Annotated in this window: 19 protein-coding genes; 8 read left to right on the plus strand and 11 right to left on the minus strand. The window is 66.4% G+C overall.

The annotated features are described in order from the left end of the window. The first annotated feature begins 29 nt into the window (after nt 1-29). Complete coding sequence (locus AB0H61_RS10835) at nt 30-923, plus strand: hypothetical protein (protein ID WP_357302291.1); 894 nt, start codon at nt 30-32, stop codon at nt 921-923. A 5-nt stretch (nt 924-928) separates the two neighbouring features. Here the strand turns inward: AB0H61_RS10835 and AB0H61_RS10840 are convergent, their stop codons facing one another. Beyond that, nucleotides 929-2,017, minus strand: a complete 1,089-nt coding sequence (locus AB0H61_RS10840; protein ID WP_357301762.1) for a methyltransferase — start codon at nt 2,015-2,017, stop codon at nt 929-931. Nucleotides 2,018-2,107: 90 nt separating this feature from the next. Continuing rightward, a complete protein-coding gene (locus AB0H61_RS10845) occupies nt 2,108-3,454 on the minus strand; it encodes a cytochrome P450 (protein ID WP_357301765.1) in 1,347 nt (448 codons plus the stop codon). A 226-nt stretch (nt 3,455-3,680) separates the two neighbouring features. Between AB0H61_RS10845 and AB0H61_RS10850 the strand changes: the two genes are divergently transcribed. Further along, nucleotides 3,681-3,848 carry a hypothetical protein gene (locus AB0H61_RS10850; RefSeq protein WP_357301767.1) on the plus strand — a complete coding sequence of 56 codons (168 nt, stop codon included), beginning with the start codon at nt 3,681-3,683 and terminating at the stop codon, nt 3,846-3,848. Between the two features lie 24 nt (nt 3,849-3,872). Here AB0H61_RS10850 and AB0H61_RS10855 read toward each other — a convergent pair whose 3' ends face one another. The 5 genes from AB0H61_RS10855 to AB0H61_RS10875 all read right to left on the minus strand — a co-directional run bounded on the left by AB0H61_RS10855 (nt 3,873) and on the right by AB0H61_RS10875 (nt 9,089). Beyond that, nucleotides 3,873-4,637 carry a MerR family transcriptional regulator gene (locus AB0H61_RS10855; protein WP_357301770.1) on the minus strand — a complete coding sequence of 255 codons (765 nt, stop codon included), beginning with the start codon at nt 4,635-4,637 and terminating at the stop codon, nt 3,873-3,875. Nucleotides 4,638-4,732: 95 nt separating this feature from the next. Continuing rightward, nucleotides 4,733-6,271 (minus strand): NAD(P)/FAD-dependent oxidoreductase, encoded by a 1,539-nt coding sequence (locus tag AB0H61_RS10860; protein ID WP_357302293.1) that lies wholly within the window; start codon nt 6,269-6,271, stop codon nt 4,733-4,735. After that, nucleotides 6,268-7,188: a ferritin-like domain-containing protein gene (locus AB0H61_RS10865; protein WP_357302297.1), complete on the minus strand. Its 921-nt coding sequence runs from the start codon at nt 7,186-7,188 to the stop codon at nt 6,268-6,270. The genes AB0H61_RS10860 and AB0H61_RS10865 overlap by 4 nt, the downstream gene beginning before the upstream one ends. Nucleotides 7,189-7,195: 7 nt before the next feature. Then, the gene (locus AB0H61_RS10870; protein WP_357301773.1) at nt 7,196-8,074 is read right to left on the minus strand and encodes an SDR family NAD(P)-dependent oxidoreductase; all 879 of its coding nucleotides are present in this window, start codon (nt 8,072-8,074) and stop codon (nt 7,196-7,198) included. Nucleotides 8,075-8,102: 28 nt separating this feature from the next. Then, nucleotides 8,103-9,089, minus strand: a complete 987-nt coding sequence (locus tag AB0H61_RS10875; protein ID WP_357301776.1) for an alpha/beta hydrolase — start codon at nt 9,087-9,089, stop codon at nt 8,103-8,105. Nucleotides 9,090-10,078: 989 nt separating this feature from the next. Here AB0H61_RS10875 and AB0H61_RS10880 point away from each other — a divergent pair. Further along, entirely contained in the window at nt 10,079-11,530 is a 1,452-nt protein-coding gene (locus AB0H61_RS10880) for an HNH endonuclease signature motif containing protein (protein WP_357301779.1), read from the plus strand. 786 nt (nt 11,531-12,316) lie between these two features. On the opposite strand, the gene AB0H61_RS10885 is transcribed toward AB0H61_RS10880, so the two are convergent. From AB0H61_RS10885 to AB0H61_RS10895, 3 genes are all read right to left on the minus strand, one after another. Beyond that, entirely contained in the window at nt 12,317-13,267 is a 951-nt protein-coding gene (locus tag AB0H61_RS10885) for a D-isomer specific 2-hydroxyacid dehydrogenase family protein (RefSeq protein ID WP_357301782.1), read from the minus strand. Nucleotides 13,268-13,437: 170 nt separating this feature from the next. Continuing rightward, nucleotides 13,438-14,397, minus strand: coding sequence for a non-homologous end-joining DNA ligase (gene ligD / locus AB0H61_RS10890; protein ID WP_357301785.1), 960 nt, complete (start codon nt 14,395-14,397; stop codon nt 13,438-13,440). A 56-nt stretch (nt 14,398-14,453) separates the two neighbouring features. Further along, the gene (locus AB0H61_RS10895; RefSeq protein WP_357301787.1) at nt 14,454-15,329 is read right to left on the minus strand and encodes an LLM class F420-dependent oxidoreductase; all 876 of its coding nucleotides are present in this window, start codon (nt 15,327-15,329) and stop codon (nt 14,454-14,456) included. A gap of 164 nt (nt 15,330-15,493) precedes the next feature. Between AB0H61_RS10895 and AB0H61_RS10900 the strand changes: the two genes are divergently transcribed. From AB0H61_RS10900 to AB0H61_RS10920, 5 genes are all read left to right on the plus strand, one after another. After that, on the plus strand, nt 15,494-15,919 hold the full coding sequence (locus tag AB0H61_RS10900) for a hypothetical protein (protein WP_357301790.1): 426 nt from the start codon (nt 15,494-15,496) through the stop codon (nt 15,917-15,919). Next, complete coding sequence (locus tag AB0H61_RS10905) at nt 15,916-16,215, plus strand: SH3-like domain-containing protein (protein ID WP_357301793.1); 300 nt, start codon at nt 15,916-15,918, stop codon at nt 16,213-16,215. Before AB0H61_RS10900 ends, AB0H61_RS10905 begins: the two co-directional genes overlap by 4 nt. Beyond that, nucleotides 16,212-16,922, plus strand: a complete 711-nt coding sequence (scnC, locus tag AB0H61_RS10910; RefSeq protein WP_357301797.1) for a thiocyanate hydrolase subunit gamma — start codon at nt 16,212-16,214, stop codon at nt 16,920-16,922. The genes AB0H61_RS10905 and scnC overlap by 4 nt, the downstream gene beginning before the upstream one ends. Beyond that, nucleotides 16,919-17,248, plus strand: coding sequence for a ScnB (locus AB0H61_RS10915; protein ID WP_357301800.1), 330 nt, complete (start codon nt 16,919-16,921; stop codon nt 17,246-17,248). The genes scnC and AB0H61_RS10915 overlap by 4 nt, the downstream gene beginning before the upstream one ends. Before the next feature lie 313 nt (nt 17,249-17,561). Then, nucleotides 17,562-18,038 carry an adenosine-specific kinase gene (locus AB0H61_RS10920; protein ID WP_357302300.1) on the plus strand — a complete coding sequence of 159 codons (477 nt, stop codon included), beginning with the start codon at nt 17,562-17,564 and terminating at the stop codon, nt 18,036-18,038. 49 nt (nt 18,039-18,087) lie between these two features. Here AB0H61_RS10920 and AB0H61_RS10925 read toward each other — a convergent pair. Continuing rightward, nucleotides 18,088-19,731: helicase-related protein (locus AB0H61_RS10925; RefSeq protein ID WP_357301802.1), on the minus strand; the 1,644-nt coding region annotated here is incomplete at its 5' end.

A 19,731-nucleotide genomic window follows, 5' to 3' on the forward strand; every position in this document is an offset into this window, starting at 1 on the left:
TGCCGCGCCCTGGCATATTCGGGTCCGTGATGCGGATCGCCCGCTTCACCAAGGTGATGTACAAGCCGCACTATCTGCTGTACGGGATCCTGTGGGTGCTGGCTCTCGAAGGCATCGCCGCCCTGGTCTCCCTGCCGGATGCGCCGTGGCGACCGACCGGGGCGACCGCCCTGCGTATCACGATCGTCGCCTTCGTCCTGCTCTACCTCCGAATGGTCGACGAACAGAAGGATCTCGACTACGACCGCGTGCACAATCCGGACCGGCCGCTGGTGACCGGGGCGGTCAGCGCCATCGAATTGCGCTGCGCGATGGCGGTGATCGCGGTCGGCGCGGTCGCGGCCGGTCTCATCCTCTCGGTCACCTCGGCCCTCGCGATGGCCGCCGTGCTGGCGTACGGCCTCGTCCTGTGGGCGCTGGAGCGGCTCTCCGCCACGGTGCGGACGAATATCCTGCTGAACCTCGTTGTCACCTACCCGGTCCAGCTTCTCGTCACCGCCTACGTGGTTCTCTCGGCCATCGACACCGGAGAAGTGCGCGTGCACTGGCATTCCGCGGCCGTCGCCGTCGTCTTCGCGGGCGCGTTCCTGCAATTCGAGTTCGCCCGCAAGACCTCGCGCACCGACCGCCCCGGTGAGCTCTACTACTCCAATCCACTCGGCGCGACCGGCAGTACCGTGGCCTCCCTCCTGTGCGTCGCGGTGGCCGTCATCTGCGATCTCGCGTTGGTGCGGCCGTGGACGTACGCGGGGCCGCAGGCCCTGCTCGCCTGGATTCCGCTGTTGCTCCTGCTGATTCCGCTGGCGGGCGCGGTGAAGTTCATGCGCTCGAACGAGCCCGACTATCCGGTCGTTCCGGCCGTGCTGTTCATCCTCACGTTGTACCTCGCCCTCATCGCCCAGGCGCTGACACTGAACCCGTGACCGGCCTAGCTGGGCCGGGCCTCCAGAATATTGTCGGGGGAGACGGTGGGAATGCGGCGGATGAGGGTGAACCCGCAGCGGGCCAGTAGGTCGCGGTACTCGGATTCGGTGCGTTCCCGGCCGCCGGTATTGATCAACATTTCGAGATCGATGTACTTGCCCGGATTCGGCCGGTTGTCCTCGGGCAGTACGAGTTCGACCAGGAGCAGACGGGCGTCGGGGGTCATGGCCGCCCGCAACACCCCGAGGATGGTGGCGATCCGCTCTTCGTCCCAGTCGTGCACGATGTGTTTGAGCAAGTAGGCGTCGCCGCCCGCCGGGACGGTCTCGAAGAAGGAGCCGCTCTCGATCCGGCACCGGTCGGCGACGCCGAGTTCGGCGAGGCGGGCGGGCGCGTCCGCGACCACCTCCGGTAGATCGAACAGGATGCCCCTGGCATGCGGCGCATCGCGCAGGATCGCGCCGAGCAGCAGTCCTTCACCGCCGCCCACGTCGACGAGGGTGCGGTAGCGGCCGAAATCGTAGGAGGCGAGCAGCGGCCCCATGGTGAGGGTGCCGATGCTGGTCATGGCGCGGTCGAAGAGCTCACCCAGTTCGCGATCGGTCCGCAAATATTCGAAGAACGGTACGCCGTTCACGGTCGAACCCACCGCCTCGCCGGTGCGGACCGCATCGGCCAGGTGCGTCCAGTGCGCGCGGTGTATCTCGGACCCGAAGAACAGCACCGCATCGCGTAGCGACACGTCGGAGTCGCTGCGCAGCGCCCGCGCCATCGGGGTCAGGTCGTAGCGTCCGTCCGAGCGGCGCTTGAAGATCCCGTGACTGATCAACAGGCGCAGCAGGCGATGGAGCGCGTCCTCGTTCGCGCCGACGGTGCGCGCCAATTCGGTGCCGCCGCGCGGTCCGTCCGCCAGCGCATCGGCGATGCCGAGTAACGCGGCGGCGTGGATGGCCTGGGTGAGCCAACCGGCCGTGATCATCTCCATGAGCGCGATATGCCCCGGCACCAGTCGGCGATGCAGCCCGGCCAGTGCACTGCGGACGGACTCGACGGCGCGCACCACCGGCATAGGTGGGAGCTTCGGTTTGCCCACGGGTGACTCCATCCGTCTGCGGCGACAGCGGTCCTCAGCAGCGTACGTCGCGACCGGCGCCGCGGTGGGGCTTCGACCCAGGTCCGCAGCTCACTGCGCGGGCCGCAACACCACCGGCAGGCGCGAGGGGGAGGCGACGAAATCCCGATTCGACGGGGTAACCCGATAGCCGGGATCCGGGACCGGACGCCACCGGGAGAAGAGCGCGGCGGTGGCCAGGGTGATGGTCATGAGGGCGAAGTTATTGCCCGGGCAATGCCGGGCGCCGACACCGAAGGGCAGGATCGCCTTCTTGTCGATCTCCTCGACCCGGCCGGGGAACCAGCGGTCCGGATCGAAGGTCTCCGGGGCCGGGTAGTAGCGCTCGTCGTGATGGATCATGTACGGGCTGAAGACGACGATCGCCCCGTCCGGCAATGTGACGCCATTGACGGTAACCGGGCCGTCAGCGGTGTGGGTGCTCACCCAGGGACCCCAGAACCGCAGTGTTTCGAGAATGATCATGCGCAGGTAGGGCAGCGCGGCGAGATGGTCGGGTCGCACCGGCCCGGCGCCGACGAATTCGTCGAGTTCCAGCCGCAGCCCGGCTTCGATTTCGGGGTTGCGCATCACCTCGTGCCACACCCAGCCCAGAATCGAGGCGGTGGAGCCGACACCGGCCGCGAGCATCAGGATCAGCTCGTCCACGATCTCCTCGTCGGACAGCCGTGTTCCGGTGTCCGGATCGGTATGCCGGACCAGCGCCGAGAGCACATCGTGGAAATCCCGGTCGGCACTGCGGTATTCGGCGACCACCGCGCCGATCTCGCCGCGCAGCCGGGCCGACTTGGCGGCGAAGCGCCGGTTCGCGACCACGCGCAGCCCCCGCACCCGTGGCGGCAGTGCGGCGCGCCGGATCACCTGCCCCAGTAGCCACGGAATATTGTGCTGTACTTCATATTTCGCGTCCGCGCTGAAATCGGCGGTGAACAGCGTTGCGGAGATGGTATCCAACACCAGCCGGTGCGCCTCGTCCACCAGATTCAGCCGCTGGCCGGTGTGCAGCGAGCCCACCCACTCGTTCGCCAGATCCGCTGCCACCACGGCGTATTCGCCGAGTCTGCGCTGGCGCAGCGCCGGTGCGATCATCCGGCGGCGCAGCTCGTGCGGCTTACCACTGAGCACATTCGACGCGCCGCGGATCACCTCCCGCATCGCCTCCCGCAATTCCTCGCGGTGGAATTCGCCCGCTTCGCCGAAACTCACCTCGCGGATGAGCTCCGGGGTGGTGAGCACATAGGCGGGGCGCGTCCCGAGGTAGATGCGCACGATCGGGCCGAATTCGGCCAGCGTGGTTACGAATTTCAGGCCGTCGCGCAGCGCGACCGGGCTGTGGCCGAGCAGTGGCAGCCTGCCGGGTGCGGTCGGGACGTCGGGGTGCGGCTGGGGCTGGGACATGACGCATATCGATTCGTCGGCGCTGCTCGCGCGGTCGGATGTCGGCAGATCGTTGTCGACTCCGTCGATCGTTACCGAGAGCCGCGATCTCCCGGGCGGAATCGGCGTGTTCGGTAAGGATTCAGCGCGGTGCGAGCTAGATAACGGTTGGGCCGATATGGGGATGAGCGGTGCGAGAATTGGGAAAGTATTCATGACGCGCCAAGTGAGCGGAATGAGGTGCCACATGAACACGTTGGTATGTGCCGATTGCTGGCGTCAGGAGAACCTGACCTTCGCACAGCGCCTGGATCCGGCCTTCATCCGGCCCGGATTCCGGTACCTGTGCCCCGAGCACATGGCCCGCCAGGACGAATTACTCGGCCGGACCGGGTACGGGAAGTCCGCGGCCTGAACAACCGATCCCGGGAAGGCCCGGCTAGTTGTTGGTACGCCTGCGCTCACGTTCTGCCGCGGTGGCGAGATAGTCGCTGAGCTCGCGGCGCAATGTCACGTCGAGCGACCGGGCCAATGTGCTGTGCACCGAGGCGACCGCCAGCTCCCGCATTTTGTTGAGCATCGTGGTGGTATCCGCGATTTCGGCGTTGGTCTCGGGCAGCCAGCCAGGGCCGTGCTCGTCGACGATGTGCTGTTTGGCGGCGGTGATCATGATGTGGGTGATGTCATCGATGCGATCGGCCACCTTGGCGTAGATCTCGATGAGGGTGCGCAGTTCGAGGCCGTACTCGTGCAGTTCGGCGAAGGAGGCCAGCAGCTGGGTGTCGGTGAAGATCACCGTATCGCCCTCCAGCCGAACGAGTTTCATCTCGCGCAGCCGCTCGACCAACTCGTCGGCCTCCGGGCCGAGGATGGTGCCGATCAGCTCCCGGGACACCTCGAAGGTTTCGTCCTTGGCCCAGGGCGCGGTCACCGCGTGCTGTAGGCCGAGTACCTCGGTGAGGTCCTTACCGGTCTCCCAGCTGGTGATGAAGTCGGCGATATGCGCGGTGGTGAAGCCGCGCTGCAACAGCGCGTCGATCAGCCGCAGCCGGTCCAGATGCGCGTCGCCATAGATGCTGGCCCGGCCGTCCTTGCCAACCGGGGGCGGGAGCAGACCGCGCTCCTGGTACGCGCGTACATTGCGGGTGGTGGTCCCCGCCGCGCGAGCCAGATCGTCGATCCGGTACTCCGGCAGCGCACTCACCTCCCTCGCCCCAATATGGCGCCGGCCACCCGGCGGCCCGGTGACTCGGTCGTTGACCGACCGAGTCTAGCGCCCGGGCCGTCGGTGGCCATCACCTAGGAAACCGCCGCGATCCGCGGCCGCGTCGTACTCGCACCGGACGGCACCACGTGGTAATCGTCGAGGTCGAGTGCGCGCAACTGACCGACGTACTGGGTCGCGAAGCCCGGGTACATGGTCGCGTTGAAACCGTCCTCGGTGAGATACCAGCTGCGGCAGCCCGAGTTCCATGTGGTTGCGGTGAGTTTGCGCTGGATGGCCGCATTGTAGCGGTCCTGCCGATCCCGTCGTACGTCCAGCATCCGCAAGTCCCGATCGAGGATGGTCTCGATTGCTCGGACCAGGTAATCGATCTGCGCCTCCATGTACACCAGCGCCGAGTTGTGCCCGGGGCCGGAATTCGGCCCGAAGGTGAAGAACAGATTCGGATAGCCCGAGACCGCGACACTCTTGTAGGCGTAGGCGCCGCGGGCCCACTCCTCGGCCAGCACCCGCCCATCACGGCCCGCGATCGGAATCGGCGTTCCGGTCTTGGAAACGTCGAATCCGGTCGCGAAGACAATGCAATCGGCTCGGTGCTCGACGCCTTCCGCGGTGCGGATGCCGTCTTCGGAGATGCGGGCGATGGGCCAGGTGATCAGCTTGCAATTGTCCCGCTGGAGGGCGGGGTAGTAGTCGTCGGTCATCAGCAGCCGCTTGCAGCCCGCCCGGAAATCCGGGGTGAGCTGGCGGCGCAGCCACGGATCCTTGACCTGTCTGTGCAATTGCGCCTTGCCGACCATTTCGACCACCCGGGTGAGCGGGGTATTCCACACCACGCCGAGCGCCACCGACTCGTGCTCGTAGAACCAGGCGCGGCGGGCCAGCGATTCGGCGGCGGGCACCCGCCGGTAGAGCTGTTTGGTCAGGGGGTTGGTGCGCCGGTTGACCCGCGGCAGCACCCAGCCGGGTGTCCGCTGGAACACCTTGACCGAGGCGGCCCGGTCCACCAATTCCGGAATGATCTGCACCGCACTGGCTCCGGTGCCGACGACCGCGACACGCTTACCGGTGAAGTCGTAGTCGTGATCCCAGCGGGCGCTGTGGATCTTGTGCCCGGTGTAGGTATCGATGCCGCGGATCGGTGGCAGGCTGGCATTCGCGAGCGGCCCCGAGGCCAGCACCACGGTGCGAGCCCGCACGGTGCCTGCCCGGCCCTCGATGGTGATATCCCAGATCCCGGCCGCCTCGTCGAAGGCGATTCCGGTGACATCGCTGCCGAACCGGAAGTGCGGATGCAGCCCGAACTCCGCGGCCATCGACTCGATATAGCCGAGGATTTCGTTACTGCCGGAGTAGGTGTGCGACCAGTCCGGATTCGGGGCGAAGCTGTAGGAGTACAGCCGCGACGGAATATCGCACGCCGCCCCGGGATAGGTGTTGTCGCGCCAGGTGCCGCCGATCGCGGTGCCGCGTTCGAAGATCGCGAAATCGTCGATGCCCCGCTGTTTCAACCGGATGGCCGCACCGATTCCGGCGAAGCCACCGCCGATCACCGCGACATCCAGCACGTTCTCGCGCACCGACGCGGACTCCTTCCGCTTGCGCCCGCTCATGCCGCGGGCTCGTAGGTCAGTTCCTTCGACCACGTCGGGTCCTTACGCAGCAACGCCTTCGGCACCCGCGCGGTGATCTTCACGAGTGCGTCGGCCAGCAGGTGGTAGGGGTGATCACGGTTGATCACCCACCCGCCGTGCATCTTCACGATCTGATACATCGGCAGCCTGCGCGCGAATTCGCTGCGCTCGCCGACATTCCGATAGCGCTTGAGCGCGGTGTAGAGCTTCTCCTCGTCCACGCCCATCGCGACGATGTTGTCGCGCATCTTGTTCAGCAGCGGCACATAGCTGAGCACGCCGATCATGAACGACGGCTTGACCCAGCCGCCGACCAGCTCGATCAGCATCTTGCGCATCTGAGCGTGACCAAGCACATCCATCACCGCGAAATCCACGGCGAGGTGCCGGGATTCGTCGGCGTTGATGCGCTTGAAGACCTCCTGACAGACCGGATCCTCGATCTCGTCCATGATGAACTTGACCAACGCGCCGTCCAGCGCGACCTCGAGCATCGGGATCACCGTGCCGAGGAACGACAGCGACATATCGTCGGAGTACTGGTCGAGGAAGTCGATGACCAGCTTGACGTTCACATTGGGCTGCGGAATCTCGTCACCGTCGAGCATGCCCCAGCGGCGCATCAATGCCAGCTCGGCATTGGCGTGCTTCTGCTCCTCGGCGTGGAAGTAGCGGTAGATCTCGCGCAGCGTCTCCGTGGGAGCCTTCTTCGCCATGGCCGCGAAGCCGCGCGCGCCCACATTTTCGATCCACATGAGATCGGCCATGAACGGCTTCAGTTTGGCGTGCAGTTCGGGCGAGATGGTTTCCGCGCCGGGGGCATCCCATTCGATATCGGCGAGCGCCCACTGCCGGTCCTTGATCTTGCGGAGCATATCGTCGAAGTCCATTGCGATGGCCATGTCAGACTCCTGTCTTATCGGGGACCGTCGCGCGGTCGGATGGTGTCGAATCCTCCTGTGGCAGTAGCCGATCCAGGAGTCCGAGGGCATAGGTGTATTGGGCCGGGAAGTAGCGCTTGAGCCGCCAGACGATATGCGCGTCCAGCTGCGGCAGCACATACAGCTGACCGCGGTCGTGCGCGTCGAGGGTGGTGCGCGCGACCTGCGTGGGGGAGGATCCGGTCCAGCGCATGAGGGTTTCGGCCAACCGCATGGACTGCTGGGTGATCCGGCCGTCACGGGCCACATTGGTTTTGACGAAAGTCGGGCAGAGGACGGTCACCGCGACACCGGTGCCGCTCAGTTCCGCGGCCATGGTCTCCGACAGCGACATCACCGCCGCCTTGGAGGTGTTGTAGACCGCCATCGACGGTGCGGCGGCGAAGCCGGCGGCCGAGGCGACATTGATGATGCCGCCGCGCCGGGCGGCCCGCAGCTGAGGTGCGAAAACCTCGCACCCGTGCACCACACCCCACAGATTGATGCCGAGCGCCCACTCCCAGTCCGCGAACCCGATCTCGCCCACATGTTTTCCGCCGATGCCGACACCCGCGTTGTTGATCAGCAGGGTGATCGGCCGCTCGAAGATGGTTTCGGCGAAGTGCGCCAGGATCTGCACGTCCTCGCGCCGGGCGACATCGCAGCGAAAAGCGTATGCGGCGCCGGGATATTCGGCCTCGATCAGCGCGACCGTCTCATCGGCGCGCGCCTCATCGATATCGGCGCAGATCACCTGCCCACCGCGAGCGGCGATCTCCACCGCGAAAGCGCGCCCGATCCCACTGCCCGCACCCGTCACCACCGCCCGCGCACGATAGCTTCGACGAGGCCGGAAAGACACGGGGACAAGCTTTTCCCATCCGAACACGTCAGCTCACCTTCTCCGAGACAGACCGCGCAACCAGTGCGGCGCACAGGAAATCGGCAGCGCGATCCAGCGCCGGAGCCGCCTCCGGCGTCAACAGCGGCAGCGCCTGGAACACATGCACCTGGCCGGGCCAGATCTCCAGCTCACAGCTCCCGCCCGCGGCACGCACCATCGCGTGTAGATGCCTGGCATCCGCACTGAGCATTTCGGCGCCACCGGCCTGCACCAGCATCGGCGGCAGTTCGATACCGCCGGGAATGCTCAGCCGCAGCCGTGGCGCGTCGGCGGGCAGACCCCGGGTGTACTGATGCGGGAGCCGCGCCGCGGCCGCCGCCGAGATGACCGGATCCCGTTGCCGTCGTTCCTGTTCCGCGGCGAGCCCGAGAGTGAGATCGATCAACGGCGAGAACATGGCCACCGCCGCGGGCTGCGGCAGACGCCCGCGTCCGTTCTCGATCAGCAGATCCAACGCGAGATGCCCACCGGCCGAATCACAGCCGATCACAATGTCTTTCGAGTCGATACCGCGTTCGATCAGCCAGCGATAGCCCGCCTCGACGTCATCGGCCGCGGCCGGAAATCGGTGCTCGGGCGCCAGCCGGTAGTCGACGACGAAGACCGGCAGCCCCGTCTTCTTCGACAGTTGTGCGGCCAGCCCCCGATGGGTGCGGGCCGAGCAGAGGACGTACCCGCTGCCGTGGATGTAGTAGACGACGCGCTTGCCGAAGTCCACCCCCGGCGCTCGCACCCATTCACCCCGCATCGTCCCCGACCTGATCTCCGTGATCGCGGTCCCCGGCAGCGTGGGTCCGCCGACCGCCATGATCGTCGCGATCAACCTGCGGGCGAACCAGATGCCCGGGGTATTCAGTGGAATTACGCAGTTCAGCGGGCGCAAGCCGTACTCGGCTGCCGTGGCCGCGACGGTGGCGCGCAGGGAAGGCGCCGCCGGGATGGGCGGGATCGAGGTCCTCGTTGACCTTGTCATGAGGTAAGAATCATCGATGAATGTGCCAGTTGTCAATGGCACATTTGAGAAAGGCTGATTTGGGCGGGGGGTTTGCGTTCGGGGTGGTGGTTGGGGGAGTGACTTCCAATCGTTTCGCTGCTCAGTCGGTGGGCCGACCGGGGGCTACCTGGACAGTGCTGGGCGCGTCGTGTGCCGTACCCGACCGTGCTGCTGCCGGGTGTGTGGCTCGGTTCCAGCCTGGCCCGCTAGGTCGTATCTCCCAATGATTTGAGCCATTCGACGATAAGGGAAGGGTGGGCGCCGCAACCTATTTTCCGGGGGATGGAGTCGGGGATGCGCTGCGGTCAGGAGCAGGTCGGGTTTCCGTATTGCGCGGCGCTAAGGATCAGGAGGTAGCCGGACGCGATGATCAGGATCCCGGCGCTGAGCACTGCTATGGGGAGCGGACCTACTCTTCGGAGGTTGAGCCACACGTAGGCGAGCGCGAGCGCGGCGAGCAGGAGTATGACAATTGCGCCGGGCAGCCGGTGTCGGGATTGCAGCGCTCGGCTCCGGTGTGGCCCGCTTGTCGCAGCCCGGCCACGACAGCCGTTGAAGGGCGGTTGTTGTCGGTGCAGGGTGTTCGGTTGCAGCACTTGCCCGCTGGCTATGGGGCGCTCCGGAGTCTGGACGGTGTCTGGATTGTGCTGTTCGGTTTCGGCGTGGTTGGTCGGGTTGTGGTGGGAGCCGATTGTTGGGGTGGGATGGGTTGTGTTCCTGACGGTTCCGGGTGACTGCCGAAAGTGGTTGCGGGCGAGTAGGGGCTTCGTGGTTTGGTCGGAGGATGAGTGTACTCAGGTATATGTGAATGTAGCTAAAGATTCGCCAATGTGCTTGCGCCGGGGCTGGTGCCGCTTGATGTGGCTCTCCTTCGGTGGTGGCATGCGTGGGCTTCTCGATCGCTGGCCGTTCGATGCAGCGATGTGAAAATAGCTGTCCAACAATTGTTTTCGGCGTAGAATTCGAACATGACTTCGACTCGGGCAGCGCTGGCCGATCCCTCGGCCGAAGCGGCGCTGTGCGCGTTGGAGGAGGGGCTGAATCAGGTTGCCAAGGTTCGTACCGATGCATTGTCGAGCGCTGATCGGCTGGTCATGTTGCAGCGGCTGGAGATGGTCACCCGCGCACTGCCCGCCGAGGGGCTGGAATTGGTGGCGCAGCTGCATCAGCAGTGGAGCAGCAACGAATTCGCTGCGGTCTCGATTGTCGAGACCATTGCCGATGGGCTGCGGATAGCCCCGGCCGAAGCTCGCGCCCGGCTGCGTGCGGCCGAAGAGCTCGCGCATCGCACGCGTTTGGATGGGGAGGTACTCGAACCCGAGATGCCCGCGACCGCGGCCGCGCAACGTGACGGTGCGATCGGTGCCGCGCATGTGAAGGTATTGCGCGACTTCCAGCATCACCTGCCCTCCGGCGTGGACGCCGCCGCTCGGGTCCGGGCCGAGATCGAACTCGCTACGCACGCGCGGGTGCTGCGGCCGGATCAGCTGAAGAAGGTCGCCGAAAGGGTTGAGGCGATGCTGAATCCCGATGGCACCTTCACCGATACCGATCGTGCTCGCCGCCGCGCCTTCACGATGGGGCGGCAGGGTCCGGACCTGATGAGCACCTGCACCCTCGTCGCCGATCCGGAACTGCGGGCGTACCTGGAGGCGATCTTCGCCAAGCTCGCCAAACCCGGCATGTGCAACCCGGACGACACCGCGCGCCGGGTCGACGGCGAACCCGAATCAGAAGCCGCAGAGCGCGATACCCGCACCGCAGGGCAGCGCCAGCACGACGCGCTGAAGGTCGTATCGCGGGCAATGCTGGCCTCGGGGGATCTCGGCCGGCACCGTGGCCTCCCGGTCACCGTCATCGTCTCCACCACCCTCGCCGAGATCGAGGATGCCGTCGGGCTCGCAGACCCTGTCAGCGGCCGCACCGACCTGATCGCCGACGGACAACCCGTCGTCACCGGCGGCGGCAGCCTGCTGCCGATGCAGGACCTGATCCGGATGGCCGCCCACGCTCACCACTATCTCGCGATATTCGACGACAACGACGGCCGACCGCTCTACCTGGGTCATACCAAGCGCATCGCCACCGCCGATCAGCGGATCATCCTGCACGCCCGCGATATCGGCTGCACCTACCCCGGCTGCCCCAAACCCGGCTACCTCTGCGAAACCCACCACCGCACCGAATGGGCCGACGGCGGCCGCACCGACGCCGACCAACTCACCTTCGCCTGCCAACCCCACCACCGCCTCGCCGGAACCCGCCCCACCGACTGGATCACCACCCCTGCCGCTGCACCGAAAGCCGGTCGCACCCAATGGATCCCACCAGCCCACCTGGATCCCGGCCAACGCCCCCGGCTCAACCACTACCACCACCCCACCGAATACCTCACCCGCAGCGCCGATCCACCGGCGTGACGAATCACCATGCCGATCGCCCTATACGGCAACCCGACTAGGCCGGACCCCGGCCTATCCAGCCGCGTCCGAGCAGGACACATCGCATCGGGCCAACCACTGTGTGCCGAGCCAGAAGACGCCAAGCACCCACCCGACCCCGAACACAGTCCACCCACCCCCACCGGCGTCCTGCGTACCGACCACCTCAGGCAATTCCTTCGCACAGCCGTCTTCCACTGCCGGGTCCCACTCGCGGCACCCGCCACCCTCAACGAGCACCGCGTATCGACGACAGCGCAACGGCGGCCCGAACCAAACCGGTACCTACCCATCCCGACCGGCGACTACAACCCAACCGGCCACCCCCCGAATCAACTCTCGAGGCCGGCCCACAGCGAGCCAGCCAGGCTGGAGCGGAACACCATGCGCCGACAGCGGCCGCCCCTCAATCAGCTCTCGCGTGGCCGGACTCAGCTAGCGGGCCAGGCAGGAGCCGAGCGCCGCAATCCCGACAGCAGGAGGCAGCCGGGTACGGCGCACGACGCGCCCAGCACTGCCGGGTAGTCCCGGGTAGGCGCACAGACTGGGCAGCGAGACGATTGGAAGTCCCTCCCCAACCACCACCCCGAACACAAGGCCGCGCAACCCAACCCAACACGCAAACGATGAACGCAGCCCACCAAAGGCGGAGTCGCGCACCCCAACCCGCTCACACCGGACCGAACCGCTCCGCCGCGGAACCAACACCGCGACTACCCGAAACACAACCGCCCTACCGGCCCTCAGCCGCCGACCGCTACATCCTCAGTACCCACGCCTCGGATCAATCGGAGCCAATAACCGCCGACCTTCAACGAACCGCGCCACATTCGCCGCCACGTGATCCGCGAATGCCGCGAGCCGCAGTTGTGGAGGGTTCGAATCATGAGGCGTGACAATGGCATTCGGTAGAACCCACAGCGGGTGTCCATCCGGCAGCGGTTCCGGCTCGGTGACGTCCAGTCCCGCTCCGCCGATCGCCCCGGAGGCCAGGGCGGCGACCAGGGCGTCGGTGTCGATCAGGGTGCCGCGGGCGACATTGATAACCCAGGACGACGGCTTGAGGCGGGACAGTTCCTCGGCGCCGATGAGATGGCGGGTGGCCGGTGTGGCGGGCGCGGCGACCACGACGTGATCGGTGCGGGTCCAGATTTTGCCTACCTGATCGGCGGGGATCGTTTCGATGCCGTCCGGGATTCCCGGGCCGGTGACCGGACGGCCGGAGCGGTTGACCGCGATGATGTGCGCGCCGAGCGGCAGCAGCATGGGGATGAGGGCGCGGCCGATGCCGCCCGCGCCGATAATGGTGACGGTCTTACCCCGCAGTGAACCGACGTGCGGGAAGAAGTCCTGCTGTCGCCAGCTGCCCGCACGCAGATGTTCGGGCAGGTAGCGCACCCCGGCGAGTAGCAGCATGAGTGCGTGTTCGGCCACGCTTGCGGCGAAAGCGCCTGCGGCGGAGGTGAATTGCACGTTCGGATGCCTGCCGAATATGCCCGCGGTGAACCAGTCCTCGACACCGGCTGCCGGGAGTTGCACCCATTCGAGGGTGTCGGGGAGCAGTTCGGGGAACTCGCCGGGACCGCCCGCCCAGATCAGCGCCCGCGCCTCGGACAGTTCGGCCACCGCCCCACCGCCCTCGGTGATGGCCTTTTCCAGCAGGGTAGGAGCGGGTTGGGTGGGGCCGATCGCCACCGGCACGACTTGCTCACTCATCCTGCGGACCTCCTTCGGAGCACCCATCGCGGCTGGTCAGGTCGATATTGCCACCCTGGACGGGCCCATGCCCGCCACCGCGAACGGTAGCATCAGGCCACGGGTGCGCTGACACCACAACGAGTTCCAGTTTGCCGACGCGAGGCCCGTGACGGCAACGGTGAATCCGGCTACGGGTTGTCCTCGGGTGGGTCTTCGAGGCGATCGCGGTCGGCCCAGGCGAGCAGCGGATCGATGGCGAAGACGGCATCGTCGATGCCCGCGTGCAGATCGCCGAGTTCGGCGTAGCGGGGTGGAACGGTCTTCATGGTGAAGTCGCGGGGGTCGATATCGGGGATCTCGTCCCAGCGCACCGGGGTCGAGACCGTCGCTTCGGGCACGCCGCGCACCGAGTAGGCGGCGGCGATGGTGTGGTCGCGGGCGTTCTGGTTGTAGTCCACGAACAGCAGCCTGGGATCGCGATCCTTGCGCCACCAAGTGGTGGTCACATCGTCGGGAGCGCGGCGCTCGACCTCGTGCGCGAATGCCAGTGCGGCCCGGCGCACCTCGGCGAAACCCCACTCCGGCGCGATCCGCACATAGATGTGCAGACCTTTGCCGCCCGAGGTCTTGGGGAAGCCTTCCGCGCCGAGCTCATTCAGCACCTCGTGCACCACGCCCGCGACGCGCTGCACCCGTGACCACGGGCAGTCCGGCATGGGATCCAGGTCGATGCGCCATTCGTCGGGCCGCTCGGTATCGGCGCGGCGCGAGTTCCACGGGTGGAACTCGACCGTCGACATCTGCACGGCCCAGATCACATCGGCCAGCTCGTTCACGCAGAGCTCGTCGGCATGTCTGCTGTAGCGCGGAAAGAACACCCGCACCGTCGGAATCCATTCCGGTGCGCCTGCGGGCAGCCGCTTCTGGTGCACCTTGCCACCCGCCAGACCTTTGGGGAATCGGTGCAGCATGCACGGCCGATCCCGCAGCGCGTTGACGATCCCGTCCCCGACACTCAGGTAGTACTGCACCAGGTCGAGCTTGGTCGCTCCGGACTCCGGGAAGTACACCCGATCCGGATTAGAGATCCGTACCGTGCGATCCCCGATATCCAGTTCGATCGCCGGCGTCGCGGACTTGCTGGTCATCCGTCCGACGATAGCGGTCGTATCTCCCGGTGTCCGGCGACCGAGCGGGCGGGACGTCAGCCGAGTTCAGCGAGCTGCGGGACGGTCGGCGCCATGGCGTCGATCCACGCGGCGGGGGATCCGGTGGTCGGGATGACGAGCACGGCGTCGATGCCCAGCGCGGCGTATTCGGCCATGTGCCGGACGAACTCGTCGCGGTTGTCGGGATTCGGCCGCGGGTTGTTCGCCATGATGGTTTTGCGGATGTCGCCGTAGTCCCGCCCGACGTCGTCGCAGTGCCGTCGCAATACGTCCAGCTTGTGCGCGACCTCCTCGGGTGAAGTACCGAAGAGGTTGCACGCGTCGGCGTATTGCGCGACCAGCCGGAGCGTCTTGCGTTCTCCGACACCGCCGATGAGTATTTCGGGCCGACCGATCGGCTGCGGCGAACAGAGCGTCTCGGCCAGCTGGTAATGCTTGCCGTCGAACGGTCCGTTGTTCGCCGGATCCCACATTTGCAGGCAGATGCGCAGCGCCTCCTCCAACCGCTCGAACCGTTCGGCGATCGGTGGGAACGGCACGCCGAGCCCGCGGTGCTCGCGCTCGAACCATGCGGCGCCGATGCCGAGCGCGGCCCGCCCGCCGGACAGCACATCGAGTGTGGTGACGATCTTGGCGAGCAGACCCGGATGCCGGTAGGTCACGCCGGTGACCAGCAGGCCGAGTTCGATGCTGGAGGTATGCGCGGCCAGGTAGCCGAGCGTGGTGTAGCCCTCCAACATGTTCGACTCCGCGGGCAGGCCGGTCGGCTCGATCTGGAAGTAGTGGTCCATGAACGACAACCAGGTCGCGCCGGACGCCTCCGCCGCGGCGCCCACCCTGGCCAGTTCCGCGGCGATGGCCGTGGTGCCACCGTCGATGTCGAATATCGGAATGTGAAAGCCGAGCTCCATCGAATCAACCCCTCGTGTATCGACAACCTGAAAACAGCACGCTAAGACCTGGAGTGCACTCCAAGTCAAGTCGATCGCCTTCGCGGAATGATCTTGGCGTGTACGCTTGTGAACCGAATAACCACCTTGTCGGGGGACATCGGATCCGTCACTACGGAGACCCCATGAGTTCACCGAATAGATTCGACGAAATTCAAAGCCGCGTCGCGGATATCGCTCCAGTGTTCCGCAAGCCGCTGGACTCGCCTTACGAGATCTCGAACGAATTGTTTGCCGCTCTCCGCCACGTCCTGCACGACGTCGGCGGGCAGCCGGATGTGCCGATCGAGTACAAGGAAAAGGTCGAAGAACCCTGGGAGATGAACACCTACGTCACGTGCGAGTGCCTCGGCTGGCGTGGTGTGTGGAATTCCGAGGAACGCCGGCGGGCCGAGAACGACCTCGGCGCGACGCTGTACTTCGGGCTGCCCTACTACGCGCGCTGGGCGACAGTCGCCGCGAGGTACCTGGTCAACAAGGGCTTGATCACCCCCGACGAGCTGTCGGCGAAATTGGACGAGGTACGTGCGCGGATGGAGTCGCGGACATGACCAGGAAATACGAGATCGGCGACCGCGTCAAGATCCGAAATGCGACGTCGATGTTTCACACCCGCACTCAGGCGTACACCCGAGGACGCACCGGTGTCATCGTCGAATTTCGACCCGAGTGGGTGATTCCCGAGGATGAGGCGTGGGGCCGCGACGACGGCCGCTTCGAGCCGTTCTACGTGGTGCGGTTCCGTCAGAAAGACCTGTGGCCCAAATACACCGGCTTCGATGTCGACACCTTGGAGACGGAGGTCTCCGAGCACTGGCTCGAGCCCGCAGAGGAGGATGCGCAGTGAGCCGGACCCACGATCACGGGGCGCACGCAGCGATCCAGACGAGCGGCGAGATCAGCGAGTTCGAGGTCCTGGAGACGGCGGTTCGAGAACTCGCCATCGAAAAGGGCCTCTTCTCGCAGGAGGACCGCCGACGGTTCTCCGAGTGGGCGGAATCGGTCGGTCCGCACGGCGGATCGAAACTGGTCGCGAAGGCATGGACCGACCCCGATTTCAAGGCGCGCCTGCTCGTCGACGGGACCGAGACGTGCAAGGAGGTCGGCATCGACTGGCGCGACCCGACCGGATCCGGGACGCCGAGCGACTACACCTACTTCTACGTGCTGGAGAACACGCCCGAGGTGCACAACGTCATCGTGTGCACATTGTGTTCGTGCTATCCACGGCCGGTACTCGGTATGTCTCCGGATTGGTACCGCACCCCCAACTATCGTCGGCGGCTGGTGCGTTGGCCCCGCGAGGTGCTCGCCGAATTCGGCCTGCACTTTCCGCCCGAAGTCGAGGTGCGGGTGCACGACTCGAACCAGAAATCACGGTTCATGGTGATGCCGATGCGACCCGAGGGCACCGAGGGCTGGACCGAGGAACAGCTGGCGGCCATCGTCACCCGGGACACGATGATCGGCGTGGCATTGCCGCAGGTCGACTGGACCGCGCAGGCACCGCCGGATCAGGTCGAAGCCGCCACGGGCGGGAGGGAGCAGCAGTGAAAGGCGGTCCGTACGAAGTCATCCTGCGCACATTGGATCCCGAGTCGCCGCGCGAAAGCCTGCTTCCCGAACTCGATCGCAAGCCCGACCCGTGGGAGTCGAGTATGCAGGCGACCTGTGAATGCCTGTCCTGGCGCGGCGCGTTGGACAACCTGGAACGCCGCCATGCCGAGGATGCGCTCGGCGAGTCGATCTATCAGGCCTTTCCGGTGCGGACCCGATCTCTGGTCGTGACGGCCCATGCGCTGATGGATCGGGGACTGATCACCCCGGAGGAGTTGCGCGCGCGCATGGAGATGGTCCGGGATCGGTTCAACCGGGAATAGATCCCCCCAGACAGAGCAGTCCCCGGTAGTCTCCGTCGAATCCCATGAGTCTCAGTCGTCGCTGACGATTCCGGTTTTCGATTGACTTGCCGGGGGCCTGGCCAGATCCTGGATTTTCATCACCAACTATCGACTGACGTCTCGGTCAACAGCGTGTTCCAACCCGGTGTTCCGGTGTATTACTAGTCTCCTCCGAATTCGCTGTCAGTCAATACTCCAGAGCTCCCGAATATGGCCTTTTTGCGGACCGACGCGCGTCGGTCCGGAAATGCCGTGAATACCTGACGGTGGGGCGCACTATGTTCGGGTGGAGATGACAGCCGTGCGCATCGACAAACCGGACGATCTCAATGTCGTCATCGGGCAGGCCCACTTCATCAAGTCCGTCGAGGATCTACATGAGGCGCTGGTCGGGGTCGGTCCGCACCTGCGGTTCGGGCTGGCATTCTGCGAGGCGTCCGGGCCGTGCCTGGTCCGCCACTCCGGCAACGACGAGGATCTGGTCGAACTCGCCACCAGGAATGCGGTCGCGGTCGGAGCCGGGCACTCGTTCATCGTCTTCCTCCGCGAGGGATATCCGGTCAATGTGCTCAACGCGGTGAAGAACGTCCCGGAAGTCTGCGGAATCTTCTGTGCCACCGCCAACCCCGTGGACGTGCTGATCGCCGAGACCGAACTGGGCAGGGGAATTATCGGGGTCGTCGACGGGTCCGCGCCGCTCGGTGTGGAGAATGCCGATGACCAGGCGGCCCGTAAGCAGCTCCTGCGCCAGATCGGTTACAAGTTGTAGGAGGCGGCGGCCCCCCGGACCTCGAGTCACCGCCCCCGTGCGGGTGCGCCTACGTCACTGTCGCGAGGGCGAAGGGGAGTACGGCGTCGGCCCCCGCCGCGCGCAGGGCGTGGGCCGCGAGGGTGAGGGTCCAGCCGGTATCGGTGAGGGCGTCCACCAGCAGGATCGGGCCGTCGACGTCACCGAGATCGGGAACATCCCAGGAGTTGTAGAGGCCCGCGACGCGGTGCGCGGAGTTGGCGGCGGACACCGGCGGGTGGCCGGGGCGGGTGAGCAGAGTGCCGAGGTCCTGGAGTCGGCCGACCTCGGCGAGGCGGGCCGCGAGTGTCGCGGTGAGGACCGGGTAGCGCGGTGATTCGAGGGCCATGACGGCAGCGGGCCGCGTGGTCCAATTCCACTCGCGAAGTACCGCGATACAGGCGTCGAAGACTGCGTCGGGGACAGGGTCGTCGGGGCCGTCGAGCAGGGCGCGCAGGCGCTGGCCCCAGCCGAGGTCTGTCAAGCGGCCGAGGACCCGTCCCGTGTCGGCGCCACCGGTGATCTTGCCGGATAACGGGATCCCGAGTTTGCCGAGGCCGGTGGGCCACTGCTTGCGCGGTGCGAGGTCGAGGCCGGGGCGGTCCAGACGGGCGCGGGTGGCGGCGACGGCCTCGGCGTCGATGGTCGTATCAAGGCGGGTGCCGGTGCAGTTGTCGCAGCGTCCGCAGCCGGGCGTGTTGCCGTCCAGCGCGGACAGTCCCGGATCGTCGAGCTGGCGGCGCAGGAAGTTCATCCGGCAGCCGGTGGTGGCCTCGTATTCGATCATCGCCTGCTGCTCGACCTCGCGAGCGGCGGCCAGGCGCTCGTAGCGTTCGGTGTCGTAGGTCCATTCCTGGCCGGTGGCGATCCAGCCACCGCGGACCCGGCGCACCGCGCCATCCACGTCGAGGACCTTCAGAACCATCTCCAAGCGGGAGCGGTTCAACTCGACGAGCGGTTCCAGCGCCGCGGTCGAAAGCGGACGGTCGAACTCGAGGGCATCCAGTACGGCGCGCACGATGGGTTCGCGCGGAAAGGCGACGGAGGCGAAGTAACTCCAGATCCGGGTGTCCTCGGGACCGGGCAGCAGCACTACCTCGGCGCGATCGGTGCCGCGGCCCGCACGGCCCACCTGCTGGTAGTAGGCGATGGGGGAGGAGGGCGCGCCGACGTGCACCACGAAACCCAGGTCCGGCTTGTCGAAGCCCATCCCCAGCGCGGAGGTCGCGATGAGCGCTTTGACCTCGTTGTTCAGCAGCGCCGCCTCCAGCGCCTCGCGCTCGGCGGGATCGGTCTGGCCGGTGTAGGCGGCGACCGTATGGCCGTGCTCGTTCAGCACGTCTGCCAGATCGTGCGCGGCGGCGACGGTGAGGGTGTAGACGATGCCGGAGCCGCGCAGGCCGTGTAGGTGGCCGCTGAGCCAGGCGGTGCGCTCGATCGCGTCGTCGAAGCGGACCACCGACAGGTGCAGCGACTCCCGGTCCAGGGTGCCGCGCAGTACCAAGGTCTCGGCGGGAGCGACGGGCCCGGAGGCGGTAGCCTGCGTGACCACGGAGGGCCCCGCGTACGCCGCATCGAACTCGGCGGGAGCGACGGGCCCGGAGGCGGTAGCCTGCGTGACCACGGAGGGCCCCGCGTACGCCGCATCGAACTCGGCGGGAGCGACGGGCCCGGA

Source organism: Nocardia sp. NPDC050710, from assembly GCF_040654375.1.
GTDB lineage: Bacteria > Actinomycetota > Actinomycetes > Mycobacteriales > Mycobacteriaceae > Nocardia.

Excerpts from the sequence above, each read along its gene's own strand:
- AB0H61_RS10900 (WP_357301790.1), top strand. The coding sequence starts at position 15,494 with ATGAGTTCACCGAATAGATTCGACGAAATTCAAAGCCGCGTCGCGGAT.
- AB0H61_RS10880 (WP_357301779.1), top strand. The coding sequence starts at position 10,079 with ATGACTTCGACTCGGGCAGCGCTGGCCGATCCCTCGGCCGAAGCGGCG.
- AB0H61_RS10835 (WP_357302291.1), top strand. The coding sequence starts at position 30 with ATGCGGATCGCCCGCTTCACCAAGGTGATGTACAAGCCGCACTATCTG.
- AB0H61_RS10850 (WP_357301767.1), top strand. The coding sequence starts at position 3,681 with ATGAACACGTTGGTATGTGCCGATTGCTGGCGTCAGGAGAACCTGACC.
- ligD (WP_357301785.1), bottom strand. The coding sequence starts at position 14,397 with ATGACCAGCAAGTCCGCGACGCCGGCGATCGAACTGGATATCGGGGAT.
- AB0H61_RS10905 (WP_357301793.1), top strand. The coding sequence starts at position 15,916 with ATGACCAGGAAATACGAGATCGGCGACCGCGTCAAGATCCGAAATGCG.
- AB0H61_RS10920 (WP_357302300.1), top strand. The coding sequence starts at position 17,562 with ATGACAGCCGTGCGCATCGACAAACCGGACGATCTCAATGTCGTCATC.
- AB0H61_RS10895 (WP_357301787.1), bottom strand. The coding sequence starts at position 15,329 with ATGGAGCTCGGCTTTCACATTCCGATATTCGACATCGACGGTGGCACC.
- AB0H61_RS10875 (WP_357301776.1), bottom strand. The coding sequence starts at position 9,089 with ATGACAAGGTCAACGAGGACCTCGATCCCGCCCATCCCGGCGGCGCCT.
- AB0H61_RS10845 (WP_357301765.1), bottom strand. The coding sequence starts at position 3,454 with ATGTCCCAGCCCCAGCCGCACCCCGACGTCCCGACCGCACCCGGCAGG.
- AB0H61_RS10860 (WP_357302293.1), bottom strand. The coding sequence starts at position 6,271 with ATGAGCGGGCGCAAGCGGAAGGAGTCCGCGTCGGTGCGCGAGAACGTG.
- AB0H61_RS10885 (WP_357301782.1), bottom strand. The coding sequence starts at position 13,267 with ATGAGTGAGCAAGTCGTGCCGGTGGCGATCGGCCCCACCCAACCCGCT.